An 18,803-nucleotide genomic window follows, 5' to 3' on the forward strand; every position below is an offset into this window, starting at 1 on the left:
CTTAGCGCTCCGTGGTCTTGCGGATCTCTTTTTCGTCCATCCATTCAGCCAGACCGCTTTCGACGTCGATCAGTTGCAGGCTGAATTTGTAGAAGACGTCCTTGTAGTCGCTGCTGCGCTTGACGATGGAGCTGATGGAGCCCTCGAGGCGGTACTTGGCGGCGATCATGTTGCCGGTCTTGGCCACGCTGGACTTCTTGTACAGGCCGCTCTGGTTCTGCAGCTTGAGCTGGTCGACCTGGCTCTGCATGGCGTTGTTGTCGCTGGCGAAGCGGGCAGTGCCGGACTTCATCAGCTGGGTCTTGATCGACGTGGTGATCTCGCGGGTGTCGATGTACTCGCTGGTCTTGTTCTTCACGTCGTAGACCTGCACCACTGGGCGACCCTGGAGGATGCCGGACTGGGCCAGGGAGCGGGTCATGGATTCGGCGATCATCTGCAGGTCGGTGGAGCCGAACTCGTTGGTCACCAGTTCCACGGCCTTGCTGTCGCCGTAGCTGATGTTCTTGCCGCCCAGGACCGGGGAGTTGTTGGCGCAGCCGCTGGCCAGCAGGGCGGCCACGGCGAGGAAGGAAAAGCGTGCAAACATGGAAGTGCTCTCTTGATCGGGTTCAGGGACGACTTATTGGGTTTTGACTTCCAGGCGGAAGTCGGTGGCCTTGGGTACCGGGGCGATGGCCGGCAGGAAGCTGGCCTGGGAGCCGTACAGGTTGAAGACTTTCCAGCTTTCTTCATCGGCGACCGGGAAGCCGTCGTCGCCCAGCCAGGCAAAGCGGTAGTACATGGCCTTGTTGCTGCGGCTGGTGTTGTTCAGCGCCACCTTGACCGTCAGGAAGCCGTTCTCACGGGCGACCCGCATCGCACCGACGGTGATGTCGTCGAACTTGCCCATCACCACCACCTTGCTGGCGGCGCTGCCGGGGGCGGGAGGTGGTGGGGTGGCGCAGCCGGCCAGGAGGGCCAGGGCAGCGACGGCGAGAAGTTTCAAGCGCATGGGATGCTCCGCTCAGGGACGTTGGTTGCTGGCCATGTTCTGGCCGACGTTGTTCGGGATGACGTGGGCGGCCAGGCCGCTGCTGAACACCTGGTTGCCGACCACTCGCAGGGCGATCACCTGGTAGCGCTGTTCGACCTTGACCAGCACCTGGGTGCCGCCCAGGGCGCTGGGCAGGCTGAGCCTGTGCTCGCCCTGCTTTAGGCGCAGGCGTGTCACCTGGGTGGCGTCCGGCAGGGTGCGCCAGGTGCGGGTGTCGGCGCCTTCGGTGATGGCCGAGGCCAGGCCCACGGCGAGGCCGGCCAGGGGGTTGGCCTCGTTCAGGTTCTTTTGCGCGACGCCACGGGTCACGGCGCGCACGGTGGTGCGCAGGATGATGCCCGGCATGTCGTCGCGCAGGGCGCGGCGGGACATGGCAGTGGTGCTGTTGAGCAGGGTCAGGTCCTGCTGCCGGCCGTCGATGCCGATCTGGGCGAAGGCCTGGGTCGAGGTGTCGGCCTTGATCACCGGGAACGACAGCGGGGTGATCACCAGCTTGTCGTGGATCGGGATGGGCAGGGGGATGCGCACCGAGTCGCGGGCCGGGGCCAGGCCGCTCTGCACCACGATCAGCACTTCGCTTTCATCCGCTGCCAGGGCCGCTGGCGCCGGTGGGCGGACCGGGGCCTTGGCCGCGACCTTGCGTTTGTTGTTGCCCGAGGCCTTGGCCGGAGCCTCGACCTGTACCGGTTCCACCGGGGCGTCCAGGTTCAGCAGGGCCTGTTCCAGCAGCGGTGTGTTGGGGCGCAACTCGGCGGCCTTGCGGTAACCGGGGGCCGCCAGGTCCTTCTCGCCCAGGGCCTCGTAGACGAAGCCCGCCAGGTAGTGGCTGAAGGCGCTCTGGTAGCTGTTCTTCAGGTTGGTCACTTCCGGGGCGTCGAGGGCGGCCACCGGGTAGCCCTGGAGGTCCTTGTACTGGGTCTTGATTCCTTGCTTCTCGGCTTCGTCCTCGCGCTTGAGGTATTCCTTGTCCCGCAGTTCGGCGATCACCGCCTCGCGTTCGTGGGTCTTCTTGATCGCCATGCGGGCGCCGTCGAAGTCGTTGCTGGCCAGCAGGTTCATGGCCATCTGGGTGGTCAGCATGACCTTTTCGTAGTCGTAGCCTTCGTAGCGGCGGACCTTGTCGTTGATCAGGAAACTACCGAACTGGGCCAGGTATTTCTCGCTGTCGAACTTGACCGAGTCTTCCCAGTTGCCCACCACTTGGTCGGCGTGGCCCCAGGCTGCCTGGCTGCCGGCCAGGTCGCCCTTGGCGCGCAGCAGTTCACCTTTTTCGAAGTAATAGAGCAGGTCCTTGTCTCCACCCTGGTTGTTCTTTTCCAGCAGGGTCAGGGCGGCATCGAGGTTGCCGGCGCGAAGCTGCTGGTTGGTTTCCTGGAGTTCGCTGTCGTAGCTGCGAAAGACCGAACAGCCGGCAAGCAGGGTGATTGCGCCGAGCGCAACCGTGGTGAGGGCGCGGGATGCCATGGGTACTTCTTCTTCCCTGAATGAAACAGCCTGGCTGCGGGTCGGGCTGGACGAACCCTCTGGCAGGAAAGCTGGACACCTGCCAATTCCTCATTAAAAAAGGAGCTTGAATAGCGATTCGCGATAACGAGGGCGCGGCATTATAGACATCGGACCTGGCGCTGTAATGGCTTTTTAATGTTGTTTTGATCGGTGATTGCCAGTATTGGGCAACGACTTGCGAAGATCTTCGACGCGCAGTTGCGGGCTGTTGCGGCAGGCAGTGCAGAGGAAACATGAGCTTGCCGGTGCTGAAACGCTTGCTCGGCAATAGATGCCGACAATGTGTGTTAACCCGATTGATACCTGTGCCGGTGCCATCGGCCTGGCCGCGAGGCTACGCAAGAAACAGCAGAGGAGGAACCGCAGGGCTAGTGCTTGCGGGCTGAAGATGTTTCAGAGGGCCGATAAACCTTGAGTGAAACCGATTGGAAGGGAACAATATGTTACTTCGTATTTCCCTTTGAGAATCATTCATGACTGCCCCTTCCCGTTTACTGGCGCTGCTGGTACTGCCGGTACTGGTGTTCTGCAGCTCCAATCTCCTGGCCGATACCGTCGATGGCGCGCCCAAGGCCTTGCATTTGCTGGACTACATCGGCGCGGACTACCCGGCCACGGTGGCGGACGGCAAGGTCATCGATGAGTCCGAGTACCGTGAGCAGGTGGAGTTTCTTGGGGTCTTGCAGGGGTTGATCGCCGACTTGCCGGCCAAGCCGGAGAAGGCCGAGCTGGAGCAGGACATCGCCAGCTTGCGCAAGGCGGTCGCCGACCGTGTGGATGGCGGCCAGGTAGCGCATCAGGCACGGCAGATGGGCGCTCGGCTGGCGGTGGCCTACGAGGTCAGCCAGGCCCCGGTCATCACCCCGGATCCTTCCCGTGGAGCGCCGTTGTACGCCCAGCACTGTTCGGTATGCCATGGCCAGCAAGGGGCCGGTGACGGCCCGGCGGGCCTGGGCATGACGCCGCCGCCGGCCAACCTGCGGGATACCGAGCGCCTGGATCGCCTGAGCCTGTACGCCATCTACAACACCTTGGGACTGGGAGTGGAGGGCACCGACATGCCGTCCTTCGCCGATCAGCTGGATGACCGCCAGCGTTGGGACCTGGCGACCTACATTGCCGGCTTCAGCGCCGATCCGGCAGCGGCCAAGGGCGAGCAGGACTTCAATCTGGCGGACCTGGCCCGGCAGACCCCGGGGGAGGTCCTGGCCGCCCAGGGGCCACGGGCCGCGGCGACTTTCCGGGCCCAGCGGGCCCAGCCACCGCAGGTCAAGCGCGGTCCGGGGCAATTGCTGGACTACACCGCGTCGACCCTGGACAAGAGCCTCGCGGCCTATCGCAACGGCGATCGTGAGCAGGCCTACGATCTTTCGGTGGCAGCCTACCTGGAAGGGTTCGAGCTGGTGGAAAGCTCCCTGGACAACGTCGACACCGCTGTGCGCAAGGACACCGAGAAAGCCCTGATGGCCTACCGTCAGTCGCTGCAGGATGGGCTGGCGGTGGAACAGGCCGAGCAGCGCCTGGACGCAGCCAAGGCCAAGCTCAAGGAGTCCGCGGAACGGCTGGGCGGCGACAGCCTGAGCTGGTCCCTGAGCTTCATCTCCGGCTTGCTGATCCTGCTGCGCGAGGGCCTGGAAGCCATCCTGGTGCTGGCGGCGATCCTCGCCTTCCTGCGCAACACCGGCCAGCAGTCGGCGGTACGCAGCGTCAACGTCGGCTGGGGCCTGGCCCTGTTGGCTGGCCTGGGAACCTGGGCCCTGGCGGCCTATGTGATCGATGTCAGCGGTTCCCAGCGCGAGTTGCTGGAAGGCGCCACCGCGCTGTTCGCCAGCGTGATGGTGTTGTGGCTCGGGGTATGGATGCACGACCGCCGGCACGCGGCGGCCTGGCAGGACTACATCAAGAGCAGCCTGGTGGGCGGCGGCGGTCGCTTCGGGTTCGCCGTGCTGGCGTTCTTCTCGGTCTACCGCGAGCTCTTCGAAGTGATCCTGTTCTACGAAACCCTGTGGCTGCAGGCCGGTCCAGCCGGACACAACGCGGTGCTGGCCGGTGGCGGCACCGCCCTGGTGCTGCTGGTGGGTCTGGCTTGGGTGATCCTGCGGGGTTCGGCCAAGCTGCCCCTGGCGCTGTTCTTCAGCATCAACGCCGCATTGCTGTGCGCCTTGTCGGTGGTTTTCGCCGGCCATGGCGTCAAGGCACTGCAGGAAGCGGGGATCTTCGGTACCCGGCCGGTGCCGTTCTTCGACTTCGACTGGCTGGGCATCCATGCCGACGCCTACTCGCTGGGGGCCCAGGCCATGGCGATCGTGGCGATCGCGGTACTCTACAGCCGCAGCCGGATGAGCGAGAAGCGCCGCCTGCAGGCTTCCTGAACCGAGGCCTGACCCTCGCGGGCAAGTCGCTCCTACAGCGGCTTGCCCGTTTTGCATTGTGTAAGGAGAAGATTCGATGCGTGTCTGGATCGATGCCGACGCTTGTCCGAAGGCCGCCAAGGAACAAGTGGTGCGCTTTGCTCTCAAGCGCCAGTTCGAGGTACTGCTGGTGGCGGGGCAGCCGCAGATCAAGCCGCCGTTCGCCTGCGTCAAGCTCATCGTGGTGCCCAGTGGCCCGGATGCCGCGGACGACTACCTGGTGGAGCACGCGGTGCCCGGCGAGCTGGTGATCTGCAGCGACGTGCCCTTGGCCGACCGATTGGTGAAAAAGGGCGTGGCGGCCCTCGACCCACGGGGCAAGGAGTTCGATGCGCAGAACATGGGCGAGCGCCTGGCGGTACGCAACCTGTTCACCGACTTGCGGGAGCAGGGCCAGGTCAGCGGCGGGCAAGCGCCCTATGGGGATCGGGAGAAGCAGGCGTTCGCCAATGCCCTGGACCGGATCCTGACCAGGCTGGCGCGCCAGGGCTGATGCGGCGGGGGAGCACGCGCTCCCCGGCCGTTGGCGTAGTTGTTACTGCTGGCCTTCGTGGGTCAGCTCCAGTACTCGGTCCACCAGCTTGTTGATGCCGGCGGCGGCCTGGCTGATGGACTGCGCCAGCATGTAGGCCGGAGTGGTCACCAGCTTGCGTGCCTTGTCCTCGATGATCTCGTCCACCGCGCACTCGGCATGGTTGGCGCCCATCTTGCCCAGGGCTGCGGCGGTGTCGGCATCGTTGCCGATGGTGCATGTCACGCCGGGGCCATAGATCTTCGCGGCCATGGCCGGGGCGATGCACATCAGGCCCACCGGCTTGCCGGCTTCGGCGAAGGCTTCGGCCAGGGCCAGGACATCGGCCTGGACCGAGCAGGCCGCGCCTTCGGTGGCGAAGCTGGAGAGGTTCTTGGCGGCGCCGAAGCCCCCGGGAACGATCAGCGCGTCGAAGTCCTCGACCTTGGCCTCGCGCAGGTCCTTGACCTCGCCGCGGGCGATGCGCGCCGATTCCACCAGGACGTTGCGGGTCTCGGGCATGGTGTCCCCGGTCAGGTGGTTGAGCACGTGCATCTGCGGGATGTCCGGGGCGAAGCACTGCACCTGGGCACCACGCTGGTCGAGGCGCAGCAGGGTGATCACGCTTTCATGGATCTCGGCGCCGTCGAAGACTCCGCAACCGGAAAGGATCACTGCAACTTTTTTGCTCATGGGGTTTCTCCAGGTTCATCACGCTAAATGTCCGGCAGTTTGTCATCAGTCGCCGCAGAGGGATATCACGATCGGGCCGGGATTTTTCCGGGCGCGTCGAGCCGCGGCCATACCGTCTTGGAAAGCCGTTGGGTGCGCGAGTTCAGGAGTTCGAGGAGTAGGGGTTCGAGGAGTCGAGAGTCGCGGCGCCCATGTCCAGGCGCCGCGTAGGGGCCGCTTACTCGGCCGGCTTATTGTGCTGCTCGGCTTGTTCGGCTTCGTAGATCTGCTTGGCCAGGCGGGCATTCTTGAAACGCCGCCGCAGCCACAGGCAGAAGCCCAGGACCAGCAGGGCGCCCAGGACCCACAGCTCGTACTTCTTGATGCTGCCGAGCATGCCTTCCATGACGGCGCCGAAGTGGAAGGCTGCCTGCGCCAGGGCTACCGCCCAGATCGCCGCGCCAATGCCGTTGAGCAGCAGGTAGCGTCCCGGCGGATAGCCGGACAGGCCAATGGCCACCGGCATCACGGTACGCAGGCCATAGACGAAGCGGAAGCTCAACACCCAGATGTCCGGGTGCTTGCGGATGTGCTCCAGTGCCCGATCGCCCATCATCTGCCAGCGCGGCCTGCGCGCCAGCAACTTGCGGCCATGCTTGCGCCCCAGGAAGTACCACAGTTGGTCACCGGCATAGCTGCCGAAGAAGGCAACCACCATCACCAGGTTGATATCCATGTATCCACGGAACGCGAGAAACCCGGCTAGAACCAGAATGGTCTCGCCTTCGAAGAACGTGCCGAGAAAGAGGGCGAAGTAGCCGAAATCCTGAAGAAATTGTTGGAGCATTGTCTGGATGCTGGCGAAATGAACGCGCAGCCTACCCCTTCGACGGCGTTGGGGAAAGTATCGAAATGTGTCTCGACGTGAACATTTCCCCTCAATGACAATGTGTGTTGCTGTCGGTCAACAGCTTGAGCATAACTGTCATCTGTTCGTCATAATGCCCGCTTATAACTGTCACGCTCGCCCGCCAGCGCGGGCCATGGAGTCCGTCGTGAGCTTTACTCCCGCCAATCGTCTGTTTCCGGCCACTCGTCTGCGGCGTAACCGTCGCGATGACTTTTCCCGACGTCTGGTGCGCGAGAATCGCTTGAGCGTGGACGACCTGATCCTGCCGGTGTTCGTGCTCGACGGCGAGAATCGCCGTGAGGCGGTGGCCTCGATGCCGGGCGTCGAGCGCCTGAGCGTCGACCTGCTGCTGGAAGAGGCGGCGCACTGGGTCGAGCTGGGGATTCCCGCCCTGGCCCTGTTCCCGGTGACGCCCGGGGAACTCAAGTCCCTGGACGCTGCCGAAGCCTGGAACCCGGCTGGCATCGCCCAGCGTGCCACCCGTGCCTTGCGCGAACGCTTCCCGCACCTCGGGGTGATCACCGACGTCGCCCTGGACCCGTTCACCACCCACGGCCAGGACGGCATTCTCGACGCACAGGGCTACGTGCAGAACGACGTCACGGTCGATGCCCTGGTGCGCCAGGCCCTGTCCCACGCCGAAGCCGGAGCCCAGGTGGTGGCACCCTCGGACATGATGGACGGTCGCGTCCAGGCGATCCGCGAAGCGCTGGAGCTGGCGGGTCATGTCAACGTGCGGATCATGGCCTATTCGGCCAAGTATGCCAGCGCCTACTACGGGCCGTTCCGCGATGCGGTGGGGTCGGCGCTGAACCTGGGCAAGGCCGATAAGGCCTCGTACCAGATGGACCCGGCCAATGCCGAGGAAACCCTGCATGAAGTGGCGGCGGACCTGGCCGAAGGCGCGGACATGGTCATGGTCAAGCCGGGGATGCCTTACCTGGACATCCTCTGGCGGGTCAAGGACGCCTTCAAGGTGCCGACCTTCGTCTACCAGGTCAGCGGCGAGTACGCCATGCACATGGCGGCGATCCAGAATGGATGGTTGGCCGAGGGGGTCGTTCTCGAGTCCCTGACTGCTTTTAAACGTGCAGGTGCCGATGGCATCCTGACTTACTTTGCCGTTCGTGCTGCTCAATTGTTACGAGAGCAAAAATAGCCCTCCCAGGAACACGCGATGAATACCGAAGGACTCACAGAAGTTGCCGTAAAAGAAGCCCAGCCAGTGGTCGAGCAAGTAGCCGAGACCCCGCCGGAGCTGGAGCCCGTTCCCGCGGCCCCGGCCACCGAGGCGCAACCGGTACCGGCCATCGTCATCCCCAACCTGGACGACAGCAGCCTGTACATTCACCGCGAGCTGTCGCAACTGCAGTTCAACATCCGCGTGCTGGAGCAGGCGCTGGACGAGTCCTATCCACTGCTGGAGCGCCTGAAGTTCCTGCTGATCTTCTCCAGCAACCTGGACGAGTTCTTCGAGATCCGGGTCGCCGGCCTGAAGAAGCAGATCACCTTCGCCCGTGAACAGGCTGGCGCCGACGGCCTGCAACCGCACCAGGCGCTGGCACGCATCAGCGACCTAGTGCACGGTCATGTGGATCGCCAGTACGCGATCCTCAACGACATCCTGTTGCCGGAGCTGGAGAAGCACCAGATCCGCTTCATCCGCCGTCGCTACTGGACCGCCAAGCTCAAGACCTGGGTCCGTCGCTACTTTCGCGACGAGATCGCGCCGATCATCACCCCCATCGGCCTGGATCCGACGCACCCCTTCCCGCTACTGGTGAACAAGAGCCTGAACTTCATCGTCGAGCTGGAAGGCATCGACGCCTTCGGCCGCGACTCGGGCCTTGCGATCATCCCGGCCCCGCGCCTGTTGCCGCGGATCATCCGGGTGCCGGAAGAGGTGGGTGGTCCTGGCGACAACTATGTGTTCCTGTCGTCGATGATCCATGCCCATGCCGATGACCTGTTCCAGGGCATGAAGGTAAAAGGCTGCTATCAGTTCCGCCTGACTCGAAACGCCGACCTGGCACTGGATTCCGAGGACGTCGAGGACTTGGCCCGTGCCCTGCGCGGCGAGCTGTTCTCCCGCCGTTACGGCGACGCGGTGCGCCTGGAAGTGGCCGATACCTGCCCCAAGCACCTGTCGGACTACCTGCTCAAGCAGTTCAACCTGCATGAGACCGAGCTCTACCAGGTCAATGGTCCGGTGAACCTCACGCGCCTGTTCAGCATCACTGGGCTGGACAGCCATCCGGAGCTGCAGCACCCGCCGTTCACCCCGCAGATTCCCAAGTTGCTGCAGAACAGCGAGAACATCTTCAGCGTCGTTAGCAAGCAGGACATCCTGCTGCTGCATCCCTTCGAGTCCTTCACCCCGGTGATCGACCTGCTGCGCCAGGCCGCCAAGGATCCCCACGTGCTGGCGGTGCGCCAGACCCTGTACCGCTCCGGGGCCAACTCGGAGATCGTCGACGCCCTGGTGGATGCGGCGCGCAACGGCAAGGAGGTCACGGCGGTGATCGAACTGCGCGCGCGCTTCGACGAAGAGTCCAACCTGCAGATGGCCAGCCGCCTGCAAGCGGCCGGCGCGGTGGTGATCTACGGCGTGGTGGGCTTCAAGACCCACGCCAAGATGATGCTGATCCTGCGGCGCGAGCAGGGCGAGATCGTGCGTTATGCGCACCTGGGCACGGGTAACTACCATGCGGCCAACGCCCGCCTGTACACCGACTACAGCCTGCTGACTTCCGACGATGCGCTGTGCGAGGACGTCGGCAAGCTGTTCAGCCAGCTGATCGGCATGGGCAAGACCCTGCGCATGAAGAAGCTCTTGCATGCGCCGTTCACCCTGAAGAAGGGCATGCTCGACATGATCGCCCGGGAGACCCAGTTCGCACTGGACGGCAAGCCGGCGCACATCATCGCCAAGTTCAACTCGCTGACCGATCCGAAGATCATCCGCGCGCTGTACAAGGCCAGCCAGTCCGGCGTGCGCATCGACCTGGTGGTGCGTGGCATGTGCTGCCTGCGTCCGGGGATCGCCGGGGTGTCGCACAACATCCACGTGCGCTCGATCATCGGGCGCTTCCTGGAGCACACCCGGGTGTTCTACTTCCTCAACGGCGGCGAAGAGCAGATGTTCCTGTCCAGCGCCGACTGGATGGAGCGCAACCTCGACAAGCGGGTCGAGACCTGCTTCCCGGTGGAGGGCAAGAAGCTGATCCTGCGGGTCAAGAAGGAGCTGGAGAGTTATCTCACCGATAACACCCACAGCTGGAGCCTGCAGTCCGACGGGCGCTATGTGCGCAACACGCCGACCGGCAACCAGAACCCGCGTAGTGCCCAGGCTACCTTGCTGGAGCGCCTTGGCAGCCCGGTCTTGCCGGTGCGCTAGGTTCAGCCGGCGCCAATGAAAAAGGCCAGCCCGAGTGATCGGGCTGGCCTTTTTGTTTGCCCGGCGCTGGGCTCAGCTGACGTTGAGTACGATGCCGACCCGGGTCAGCCACTCGGCCTCGAGGGCGAAGTCCGCCTGGGTCAGCTGGTTTTCATCCAGCCAGTTGGCCGGGAACTGCACGTCCAGCTGGTCGCCGTTGGCGCTGAGCTGCACCTGGGGCATCTGCTGGGTACCGCGGATATGGTGGAACAGGATGGCGAAGCGCAGCAGCACGCACAGACGGATCAGCTTGATGCCGTCGTCGCCGAACTCGGCGAACTTCTCCCTGGGAATATTGCGGCGGTGACCGCGTACCAGCAGGGCCAGCATTTGCTGGTCCTCACGGGAGAAGCCAGCCAGGTCCGAGTGTTCGATCAGGTAGGCGCCGTGCTTGTGATAGTGATAGTGGGCGATATCCAGGCCCACTTCATGCACCTTGGCGGCCCAGCCCAGCAGCTCGCGCCAGATGCCGTCTTCCAGGTCCCAGTCGGCCGCGACCTGGTCGAAGGAGCGCAGGGCCTTGCCTTCGACCCGCGAAGCCTGTTCCAGGTCCACGTGGTAGCGCTCCATCAGCGAGCCCAAGGTGCGCTCGCGGACGTCTTCATGGTGATGACGGCCCAGCAGGTCGTAGAGCACACCTTCGCGCAGGGCGCCTTCGCAGTGATCCATGCGCTGCAATTCCAGGGCATCGAAGATCGCCTCGAGGATCGCCAGGCCAGCAGGGAAGATGGCCCGGCGGTCGGGCTTGATGCCTTCGAAGTCGATCTTGTCGACGTCGCCGAGCTTGAACAGCTTGCGCTTGAGCCAGGCCAGGCCTTCGACGTTGATCTCGCCGCTGCCCTGGCCGCCGGCCTTGAGGGCCAGGCCGATGGCGCGAATGGTGCCGGAGGAGCCGATGGCTTCATCCCAGGTCAGGCGATGCAGCGCATGTTCGATGCTCATGATTTCCAGGCGTGCGGCGGTATAGGCCTGGGCGTAGCGGGCCGGGGTGATCTTGCCGTCGCGGAAATAGCGTTGGGTGAAGCTCACGCAGCCCATCTGCAGGCTTTCGCGCAGCAGGGGCTCGAAGCGCTGGCCAATGATGAACTCGGTACTGCCGCCGCCGATGTCGGCCACCAGGCGCTTGCCGGGGGTGTCGGCGAGGGTATGGGAAACCCCGAGGTAGATCAGGCGCGCTTCTTCACGTCCGGAGATGACTTCCACCGGGTGGCCTAGGATCTCTTCGGCCCGGCGAATGAACTCGCCACGGTTGCGAGCCTCGCGCAGGGCGTTGGTGCCTACGATGCGCACGGTGCCCTGGGGCATGCCGTTGATCAGCTGGGCGAAACGCTTGAGGCAGTCGAGCCCGCGTTGCATGGATTCTTCGTTGAGCTGGCGTTCTTCATTGATGCCAGCGGCCAATTGAACCTTTTCACCCAATCGCTCGAGAATGCGGATTTCACCGTTCCGGGCCTTGGCCACGACCATGTGAAAGCTGTTGGAGCCCAGATCGATCGCGGCGATCAAGGACAGATTCTTGGCTTGGGATTGGGGCATGGCTGGGGTCTCGGTCGATAACCTCGCCATCCTGCCACGATCAACGGCTCGCGCCAACGCGCAGTGGCCAATGCGTTGATGCATCGCATCAAACCTTGCGCCAGCCAGCATTCCCAGATGTGCCATGAGGGACTTGAGAGCGCTGGTGCTACCGCTCATCCGGTCGATATTCGTGCGCAGGATTGCCCGAAGGGCGCCTGGACCGCGTGGAAAGGCACATGTAGCGGCCTCGACGACATTAATAGGAGATGCCGCACGAAGTTGTCCCGGCTTTTATAGGCATCGGTGGAATTCTCGCTTTGCGCCGGGCTGAGCTATACCCAAACTCAAGGGGCACCATAGTGAGAGTCAATCACCTGCGGCTTCCTGAACGCAGGAAGGGCAGATATGATGGGCCACGTTTTTTTGCTTACAACCTGGAGAATTCCATGAGCAGCGATCTCATCAAACACGTCAGCGACGCCAGCTTCGAGACCGATGTACTCAAGGCCGAAGGCGCTGTACTGGTCGACTACTGGGCTGAGTGGTGCGGCCCATGCAAAATGATCGCTCCGGTTCTGGACGAAATTGCCGAGACCTACAAGGGCAAGCTCACCGTTGCCAAACTGAACATCGACGAGAACCAGGAAACCCCGGCCAAGCATGGCGTACGTGGTATCCCGACCCTGATGCTGTTCAAGAACGGTAACGTTGAAGCCACCAAGGTCGGTGCGCTGTCGAAGTCGCAACTGGCGGCTTTCCTCGACGCGAACATCTGAACCTCGGTTTCAGCATGTTAGAAAAGGCCCCGCAAAATGCGGGGCTTTTTCGTAATTGAGGGCTAGACGCTCCGAAACTCAGGTGTTACATTCGGCCCCGCACTGGTTTCTCCAGTGCCCCCTGCAAGCCGTCGCCGACGCTCTCCTTTTCGAATAAGTACGCGATCCTGTCGCCTTCTCCGCGGCGCGGCCTCATTAAGCCAAAAGCTTAATTTCCCCCTCTATAAATGATTACGTCATTCCTATATGAATCTGACTGAACTCAAGCAAAAGCCGATTACCGAACTGCTCGAATTGGCCGAACAGATGGGCATAGAAAATATGGCCCGTTCGCGCAAGCAGGACGTGATTTTCTCCCTGCTGAAAAAGCACGCGAAAAGCGGTGAGGAAATCTCCGGTGATGGCGTGCTGGAGATCCTCCAGGACGGCTTCGGCTTCCTTCGCTCCTCCGATGCCTCCTACCTGGCCGGGCCGGACGATATCTACGTGTCGCCAAGCCAGATCCGTCGCTTCAACTTGCGCACCGGTGACACCATCGTTGGCAAGATCCGCCCTCCGAAGGAAGGCGAGCGTTACTTCGCGCTGCTCAAGGTCGATACCATCAACTACGACCGTCCCGAGAACGCCAAGAACAAGATCCTGTTCGAGAACTTGACCCCGCTGTTCCCCAACGATCGCCTGAAGATGGAAGCCGGCAACGGTTCCACCGAAGACCTCACCGGCCGTGTCATCGACCTGTGCGCCCCGATCGGCAAGGGCCAGCGTGGCCTGATCGTCGCTCCGCCGAAAGCGGGTAAAACGATCATGCTGCAGAACATTGCGGCCAACATCACCCGCAACAACCCCGAGTGCCACCTGATCGTCCTGCTGATCGACGAACGTCCGGAAGAAGTGACCGAGATGCAGCGCACCGTGCGTGGCGAAGTGGTCGCCTCCACCTTCGACGAGCCGCCAACCCGCCACGTGCAAGTGGCCGAGATGGTGATCGAGAAGGCCAAGCGCCTGGTCGAGCACAAGAAGGACGTGGTGATCCTGCTGGACTCCATCACCCGCCTGGCCCGTGCCTACAACACCGTGATCCCGAGCTCCGGCAAGGTCCTGACCGGTGGTGTCGATGCCCACGCCCTGGAGAAACCCAAGCGTTTCTTCGGCGCCGCGCGGAACATCGAGGAAGGCGGCTCGCTGACCATCATCGCTACCGCGCTGGTCGAGACCGGCTCGAAGATGGACGAAGTGATCTACGAAGAGTTCAAGGGTACCGGCAACATGGAACTGCCCCTGGACCGTCGTATCGCCGAGAAGCGCGTATTCCCGGCCATCAACATCAACAAGTCCGGTACCCGCCGCGAAGAGCTGCTGACGGCCGACGACGAGCTGCAGCGCATGTGGATCCTGCGCAAGCTGCTGCATCCGATGGATGAAGTCGCCGCCATCGAGTTCCTGGTCGACAAGCTGAAGCAGACCAAGACCAACGATGAATTCTTCCTGTCGATGAAACGCAAGTAACATCAGCAGGTCGAGCGAAAGCCGGGGCAACCCGGCTTTTTGCTGTCTGCACTTTGGCCATTGCGGCCTGAACGGCGCTACACTCTGCACCCCGACCGATACGGCCAACACGAGGCTCTTGCATGCAGTATCGCGATTTGCGCGACTTCATTCGTGGCCTGGAACAGCGCGGTGAACTCAAGCGCATCCAGGTTCCCATCTCTCCTGTCCTGGAAATGACCGAAGTCTGCGACCGCACCCTGCGTGCCAAGGGCCCGGCGCTGCTGTTCGAAAAACCCACGGGTTTCGACATCCCGGTGCTGGGCAACCTGTTCGGCACCCCCGAGCGAGTGGCCATGGGCATGGGCGCCGAGTCCACCGACGAATTGCGCGAGATCGGCAAGCTGCTGGCCTTCCTCAAGGAACCCGAGCCGCCCAAGGGCCTGAAGGATGCCTGGTCCAAGCTGCCGATCTTCAAGAAGGTCGTGTCGATGGCGCCGAAGATGGTCAAGGACGCGGTGTGCCAGGAAGTGGTGGTCGAGGGCGACGATGTCGACCTTTCGCAGTTGCCGATCCAGCATTGCTGGCCGGGCGACGTGGCGCCGCTGATCACCTGGGGCCTGACGGTGACCCGCGGACCGAACAAGGACCGGCAAAACCTGGGCATCTATCGGCAACAGGTGATTGGGCGCAACAAGGTGATCATGCGCTGGCTCAGCCACCGTGGCGGCGCGCTGGATTACCGCGAGTGGTGCGAAAAGCACCCGGGCCAGCCATTCCCGGTTTCCGTGGCCCTGGGGGCCGACCCGGCCACCATCCTCGGAGCCGTGACCCCGGTGCCGGACACCCTGTCCGAATACGCCTTCGCCGGCCTGCTGCGGGGCAACCGCACCGAGCTGGTGAAGTGCCGGGGCAATGACCTGCAGGTCCCGGCCACCGCCGAGATCATCCTCGAGGGCGTGATCCATCCGGGCGAAATGGCCCCGGAAGGCCCCTATGGCGACCACACCGGCTACTACAACGAAGTGGACAGCTTCCCGGTGTTCACCGTGGAACGCATCACCCATCGCACCAAGCCGATCTACCACAGCACCTACACCGGGCGTCCGCCGGATGAGCCGGCGATCCTCGGCGTGGCGCTCAACGAAGTGTTCGTGCCGATCCTGCAGAAGCAATTCCCGGAGATCACCGACTTCTACCTGCCGCCCGAGGGCTGCTCGTACCGCATGGCGGTGGTGACCATGAAGAAGCAGTACCCGGGCCACGCCAAGCGCGTAATGCTCGGCGTGTGGTCGTTCCTGCGACAGTTCATGTACACCAAGTTCGTTATCGTCACCGACGACGATATCAACGCCAGGGACTGGAACGACGTGATCTGGGCCATCACCACGCGCATGGACCCCAAGCGCGACACGGTGATGATCGACAACACCCCGATCGACTACCTCGACTTCGCCTCGCCGGTATCCGGCCTGGGTTCGAAGATGGGGCTGGACGCCACTCACAAGTGGCCCGGAGAAACCACCAGAGAGTGGGGACGGGTCATCGTCAAGGATGAGGCGGTCACCCGCCGGATCGATGCCATCTGGAATCAATTAGGAATAGATTGATGCGTGTAACCTTGCAGCCCTCCGGAGCGGTGCTAGAGACACTGCCCGGCGAGCGTATTCTCGATGCGGCGAGGCGCCTGGGCTATGACTGCCCCCAGAGCTGCCGCAATGGCAACTGTCACGTCTGTGCTGCCCTGTTGGTGGAAGGCAGCGTGCGGCAGGCCGGCGATGTGCGTGACCACGGCGAGTTCTACACTTGTATCGCGGAGCCGCTGCAAGACTGCATCGTGTTGTGGGACGGCGTCCTTGCGCTGGGAGAGTTGCCGGTGCGCAGCCTGTCGTGTCAGCTCGTTGAATGCCTGGAAGTCGGCGGTGATGTCTGGCGGGTCCGGCTGCGGGCGCCGGCGGGCAAGCCGCCGCGCTACCACGCCGGCCAATATTTGCTGCTGGAGCGGGACAACGGCGAGAAGTCGGCGTTTTCCCTGGCATCGGCGCCTCACTGCGGGCGTGACCTGGAGCTGCATGTGCTGGCTCGGGAAAACAGCGCGCAAAGCCTGATGGAACAACTGCAGCGCAACGGCATGGCCCGGGTCGAGTTGCCGTTTGGCGACACCCACCTGGCCGAGCTGCCCGATGGTCCGCTGGTGCTGATCGCCGCTGGCACCGGCATGGCGCAGATGCACAGCTTGATCGAGCATTGCCGGGCCAAGGGTTTCAAGCACCCGGTGCACCTGTATTGGGGGGTACGCCGGCCCGAGGACTTCTACCAGTTGGAGCACTGGGACCAGTGGCAGCAACTGCCCAATCTCTACCTGCACAAGGTGGTCAGCGACCTGTGTGGCTGGGAAGGGCGCTGCGGCATGCTGCATGAGGCCGTGAGCGAGGACATCGACGACCTGTCGTCGGTGCATGTCTATGCCAGCGGTTCGCCGGCGATGATCTACGCCACCCTCGACGCCCTGGTGAACGCCGGCATGGACGCCCACCAGATGCGTGCGGATGTGTTCGCCTACGCTCCGCGGTCCTGATCCTGCCGCCCCTGTACCGCGCGTTATAACTTGCTATATAGCCCATCGATATTTATCTAATTTGATAAATATCGGTAGGTTATATACCTGTCCTTCAAGTTAAGTAGCCTTGGTTATTGTTACTTACCTTGCCTTGTAACTTATGTGTCTTGTAGTTACTGCCGGGCGTTCTATTAAGTAACTTCTTTCTCGCGGGGAGCTGAACGCTATTCGCCATGACCGCCCTTGAATCCAGCTACCTGAACCTGGCTTACCCTCCGCGTCTCGATCTCGGGCCGCAGCTGACCCACGAACAACTTCGCAGCTCCATGCAAGCCACCATGGCCCGCCATCAGGGCGGGCCGGTCTGGTTGTTCGCCTACGGTTCGCTGATCTGGCGTCCGGAGTGCTCGGCGGTCGAGCGGGTACGCGGGCGGGTACATGGTTATCACCGGGGCCTGTATTTGTGGTCCCACGAGCACCGGGGGACGCCCGAGCTACCGGGCCTGGTCTTCGGCCTGGACCGTGGCGGCTCCTGCAGCGGTTTCGCCTACCGATTGTCGGAAGAGTGCCTGGAAGATTCGTTGTATGCGCTGTGGCTGCGGGAAATGCCTTATCCCTCCTACCGTCCGCACTGGCTCAACTGCCGCCTCGAAGACGGCAACCAGGTCCAGGCGCTGGGGTTCGTATTGGAGCGGCACCTGCCCAGCTACGCCGGCAACCTGCCGGACCACGTGCTGAACCAGGTGTTCGAAAGCGCCTGCGGGCGCTACGGCACCACCCGCGACTATGTCGAGCAGACGGTCCACGCCCTGCGCAGCCACGCCATGCCGGATCGCAATCTGGAGGCGCGGCTCAAGCGTTGCAAGGCCTGCTGAGGGCGTAGCTCCTGGCGGCTCAGCGCACCTGCACCACCACCTTGCCCACGGCCTTGCGCTGGCCGAGGTTGTCGATGGCCCGGGCCGCCTCGGCCAGGGGATAGACTTGCGACACCAAGGGCTTGAGCTTGCCTTCGGCGTGCCAGGCGAACAGTTGCTGGAAGTTCGCCGCATTGTCCTGGGGTTGGCGCTGGGCGAAGGAGCCCCAGAACACGCCTACCACCGCAGCACCCTTGAGCAGGGCCAGGTTCACCGGCAGCTCGGGGATGCGCCCGCTGGCGAATCCCACCACCAGCAGCCGGCCGTTCCAGGCGATGGAACGGATGGCCTGGTCGAACAGGTCGCCGCCCACCGGGTCGTAGATCACATCGGCGCCATTGCCGCCTGTCAGGCGCTTGATCTCGTCCTTGAGGCTGGCCTCGCTGTAGTTGATCAATTCGTCGGCACCGGCGGCCTTGGCCACGGCGAGTTTCTCGGCGCTGCTGGCGGCGGCGATCACCCGGGCCCCCATGGCCTTGCCGATCTCCACCGCTGCCAGGCCCACGCCACCTGAAGCGCCGAGCACCAGCAGGGTTTCGCCGGGCTGCAGGTTGCCCCGTTGCTTGAGGGCATGCATCGAGGTGCCGTAGGTCATGCTGAAGGCCGCGGCGGTGTTGAAGTCCATGGCCTGGGGAATCGGCAGCACGTTATAGCCGGGCACCGCCACCTGTTCGGCGAAGCTGCCCCAGCCGGTCAGGGCCATGACCCGGTCGCCGGCCTTCAGATGGCTGACCTTTTCGCCCACTGCACTGACCACGCCGGCCGCCTCGCCACCCGGAGAGAAGGGGAACGGTGGCTTGAACTGGTACTTGCCCTCGATGATCAGGGTGTCCGGGAAGTTGACCCCGGCGGCATGCACGTCCAGCAGGATCTCGTTCTTCTTCGGCACTGGGCTTGCGACCTCTTCCAGCACCAGCGTTTCGGCAGGGCCGAAGACTTTGCACAGCACGGCTTTCATCAGGGCTATTCCTTTGGGAGTGGTGGCCGATAAGTGTAGGAGTGTGAACCAGGTGGTCAACGAGCATGCCCGGCCCTGATAACCAGCCATAAGCTTGTGCTTGGGCTCAG

The 18,803-nt window shown here is 63.2% G+C and carries 16 protein-coding genes; 9 read left to right on the forward strand and 7 right to left on the reverse strand.

Annotated elements, in window-relative coordinates:
- Position 1: 1 nt before the first annotated feature.
- From lpoB to CAG11_RS01915, 3 genes are read right to left on the reverse strand one after another with little or no spacing between them, the layout of a single operon-like run.
- Entirely contained in the window at positions 2-589 is a 588-nt protein-coding gene (gene lpoB / locus CAG11_RS01905) for a penicillin-binding protein activator LpoB (RefSeq protein ID WP_022641774.1), read from the reverse strand.
- Positions 590-622: 33 nt separating this feature from the next.
- Positions 623-994 (reverse strand): YcfL family protein, encoded by a 372-nt coding sequence (locus CAG11_RS01910; RefSeq protein ID WP_022641773.1) that lies wholly within the window; start codon positions 992-994, stop codon positions 623-625.
- A gap of 12 nt (positions 995-1,006) precedes the next feature.
- Positions 1,007-2,500 (reverse strand): COG3014 family protein, encoded by a 1,494-nt coding sequence (locus CAG11_RS01915; RefSeq protein ID WP_085594286.1) that lies wholly within the window; start codon positions 2,498-2,500, stop codon positions 1,007-1,009.
- 515 nt (positions 2,501-3,015) lie between these two features.
- On the opposite strand from CAG11_RS01915, the gene CAG11_RS01920 reads away from it, so the two are divergent.
- Positions 3,016-4,914, forward strand: coding sequence for an FTR1 family protein (locus CAG11_RS01920; RefSeq protein WP_085594288.1), 1,899 nt, complete (start codon positions 3,016-3,018; stop codon positions 4,912-4,914).
- Positions 4,915-4,990: 76 nt separating this feature from the next.
- Positions 4,991-5,446, forward strand: coding sequence for a YaiI/YqxD family protein (locus CAG11_RS01925; protein WP_022641771.1), 456 nt, complete (start codon positions 4,991-4,993; stop codon positions 5,444-5,446).
- A gap of 42 nt (positions 5,447-5,488) precedes the next feature.
- Here the strand turns inward: CAG11_RS01925 and elbB are convergent, their stop codons facing one another.
- Complete coding sequence (elbB, locus tag CAG11_RS01930; RefSeq protein WP_085594290.1) at positions 5,489-6,157, reverse strand: isoprenoid biosynthesis glyoxalase ElbB; 669 nt, start codon at positions 6,155-6,157, stop codon at positions 5,489-5,491.
- 217 nt (positions 6,158-6,374) lie between these two features.
- Positions 6,375-6,983 (reverse strand): DedA family protein, encoded by a 609-nt coding sequence (locus tag CAG11_RS01935; protein WP_053133727.1) that lies wholly within the window; start codon positions 6,981-6,983, stop codon positions 6,375-6,377.
- Between the two features lie 208 nt (positions 6,984-7,191).
- On the opposite strand from CAG11_RS01935, the gene hemB reads away from it, so the two are divergent.
- Both hemB and ppk1 read left to right on the forward strand, forming a co-directional pair.
- Complete coding sequence (hemB, locus tag CAG11_RS01940) at positions 7,192-8,205, forward strand: porphobilinogen synthase (RefSeq protein WP_085594293.1); 1,014 nt, start codon at positions 7,192-7,194, stop codon at positions 8,203-8,205.
- Between the two features lie 18 nt (positions 8,206-8,223).
- Positions 8,224-10,443 carry a polyphosphate kinase 1 gene (gene ppk1 / locus CAG11_RS01945; RefSeq protein ID WP_085594295.1) on the forward strand — a complete coding sequence of 740 codons (2,220 nt, stop codon included), beginning with the start codon at positions 8,224-8,226 and terminating at the stop codon, positions 10,441-10,443.
- 72 nt (positions 10,444-10,515) lie between these two features.
- On the opposite strand, the gene ppx is transcribed toward ppk1, so the two are convergent.
- Positions 10,516-12,018 (reverse strand): exopolyphosphatase, encoded by a 1,503-nt coding sequence (gene ppx / locus CAG11_RS01950; protein WP_085594297.1) that lies wholly within the window; start codon positions 12,016-12,018, stop codon positions 10,516-10,518.
- Between the two features lie 428 nt (positions 12,019-12,446).
- Here ppx and trxA point away from each other — a divergent pair, with 428 nt between their 5' ends.
- The 5 genes from trxA to CAG11_RS01975 all read left to right on the forward strand — a co-directional run bounded on the left by trxA (position 12,447) and on the right by CAG11_RS01975 (position 17,696).
- Positions 12,447-12,776 carry a thioredoxin TrxA gene (gene trxA / locus CAG11_RS01955; RefSeq protein ID WP_044465682.1) on the forward strand — a complete coding sequence of 110 codons (330 nt, stop codon included), beginning with the start codon at positions 12,447-12,449 and terminating at the stop codon, positions 12,774-12,776.
- A 246-nt stretch (positions 12,777-13,022) separates the two neighbouring features.
- Positions 13,023-14,282: a transcription termination factor Rho gene (gene rho, locus CAG11_RS01960; RefSeq protein WP_022641764.1), complete on the forward strand. Its 1,260-nt coding sequence runs from the start codon at positions 13,023-13,025 to the stop codon at positions 14,280-14,282.
- Positions 14,283-14,404: 122 nt separating this feature from the next.
- On the forward strand, positions 14,405-15,871 hold the full coding sequence (gene ubiD / locus CAG11_RS01965) for a 4-hydroxy-3-polyprenylbenzoate decarboxylase (protein WP_085594299.1): 1,467 nt from the start codon (positions 14,405-14,407) through the stop codon (positions 15,869-15,871).
- On the forward strand, positions 15,871-16,839 hold the full coding sequence (locus CAG11_RS01970) for a CDP-6-deoxy-delta-3,4-glucoseen reductase (protein WP_085594301.1): 969 nt from the start codon (positions 15,871-15,873) through the stop codon (positions 16,837-16,839). The genes ubiD and CAG11_RS01970 overlap by 1 nt, the downstream gene beginning before the upstream one ends.
- Positions 16,840-17,054: 215 nt before the next feature.
- A complete protein-coding gene (locus CAG11_RS01975) occupies positions 17,055-17,696 on the forward strand; it encodes a gamma-glutamylcyclotransferase (protein WP_085594303.1) in 642 nt (213 codons plus the stop codon).
- A gap of 19 nt (positions 17,697-17,715) precedes the next feature.
- Here CAG11_RS01975 and CAG11_RS01980 read toward each other — a convergent pair whose 3' ends face one another.
- The gene (locus tag CAG11_RS01980) at positions 17,716-18,693 is read right to left on the reverse strand and encodes an NADPH:quinone oxidoreductase family protein (RefSeq protein ID WP_085594305.1); all 978 of its coding nucleotides are present in this window, start codon (positions 18,691-18,693) and stop codon (positions 17,716-17,718) included.
- Between the last annotated feature and the right edge of the window lie 110 nt (positions 18,694-18,803).

This window comes from Pseudomonas sp. B6(2017), assembly GCF_002112765.1.
GTDB classification, from domain to species: domain Bacteria; phylum Pseudomonadota; class Gammaproteobacteria; order Pseudomonadales; family Pseudomonadaceae; genus Aquipseudomonas; species Aquipseudomonas piscis.

Bases quoted from the DNA above. Each gene is read 5' to 3' on its own strand.
- lpoB (WP_022641774.1), bottom strand. From the start codon at position 589: ATGTTTGCACGCTTTTCCTTCCTCGCCGTGGCCGCCCTGCTGGCCAGC.
- CAG11_RS01910 (WP_022641773.1), bottom strand. From the start codon at position 994: ATGCGCTTGAAACTTCTCGCCGTCGCTGCCCTGGCCCTCCTGGCCGGC.
- CAG11_RS01915 (WP_085594286.1), bottom strand. From the start codon at position 2,500: ATGGCATCCCGCGCCCTCACCACGGTTGCGCTCGGCGCAATCACCCTG.
- CAG11_RS01920 (WP_085594288.1), top strand. From the start codon at position 3,016: ATGACTGCCCCTTCCCGTTTACTGGCGCTGCTGGTACTGCCGGTACTG.
- CAG11_RS01925 (WP_022641771.1), top strand. From the start codon at position 4,991: ATGCGTGTCTGGATCGATGCCGACGCTTGTCCGAAGGCCGCCAAGGAA.
- elbB (WP_085594290.1), bottom strand. From the start codon at position 6,157: ATGAGCAAAAAAGTTGCAGTGATCCTTTCCGGTTGCGGAGTCTTCGAC.
- CAG11_RS01935 (WP_053133727.1), bottom strand. From the start codon at position 6,983: ATGCTCCAACAATTTCTTCAGGATTTCGGCTACTTCGCCCTCTTTCTC.
- ppk1 (WP_085594295.1), top strand. From the start codon at position 8,224: ATGAATACCGAAGGACTCACAGAAGTTGCCGTAAAAGAAGCCCAGCCA.
- ppx (WP_085594297.1), bottom strand. From the start codon at position 12,018: ATGCCCCAATCCCAAGCCAAGAATCTGTCCTTGATCGCCGCGATCGAT.
- trxA (WP_044465682.1), top strand. From the start codon at position 12,447: ATGAGCAGCGATCTCATCAAACACGTCAGCGACGCCAGCTTCGAGACC.
- rho (WP_022641764.1), top strand. From the start codon at position 13,023: ATGAATCTGACTGAACTCAAGCAAAAGCCGATTACCGAACTGCTCGAA.
- ubiD (WP_085594299.1), top strand. From the start codon at position 14,405: ATGCAGTATCGCGATTTGCGCGACTTCATTCGTGGCCTGGAACAGCGC.
- CAG11_RS01970 (WP_085594301.1), top strand. From the start codon at position 15,871: ATGCGTGTAACCTTGCAGCCCTCCGGAGCGGTGCTAGAGACACTGCCC.
- CAG11_RS01975 (WP_085594303.1), top strand. From the start codon at position 17,055: ATGACCGCCCTTGAATCCAGCTACCTGAACCTGGCTTACCCTCCGCGT.
- CAG11_RS01980 (WP_085594305.1), bottom strand. From the start codon at position 18,693: ATGAAAGCCGTGCTGTGCAAAGTCTTCGGCCCTGCCGAAACGCTGGTG.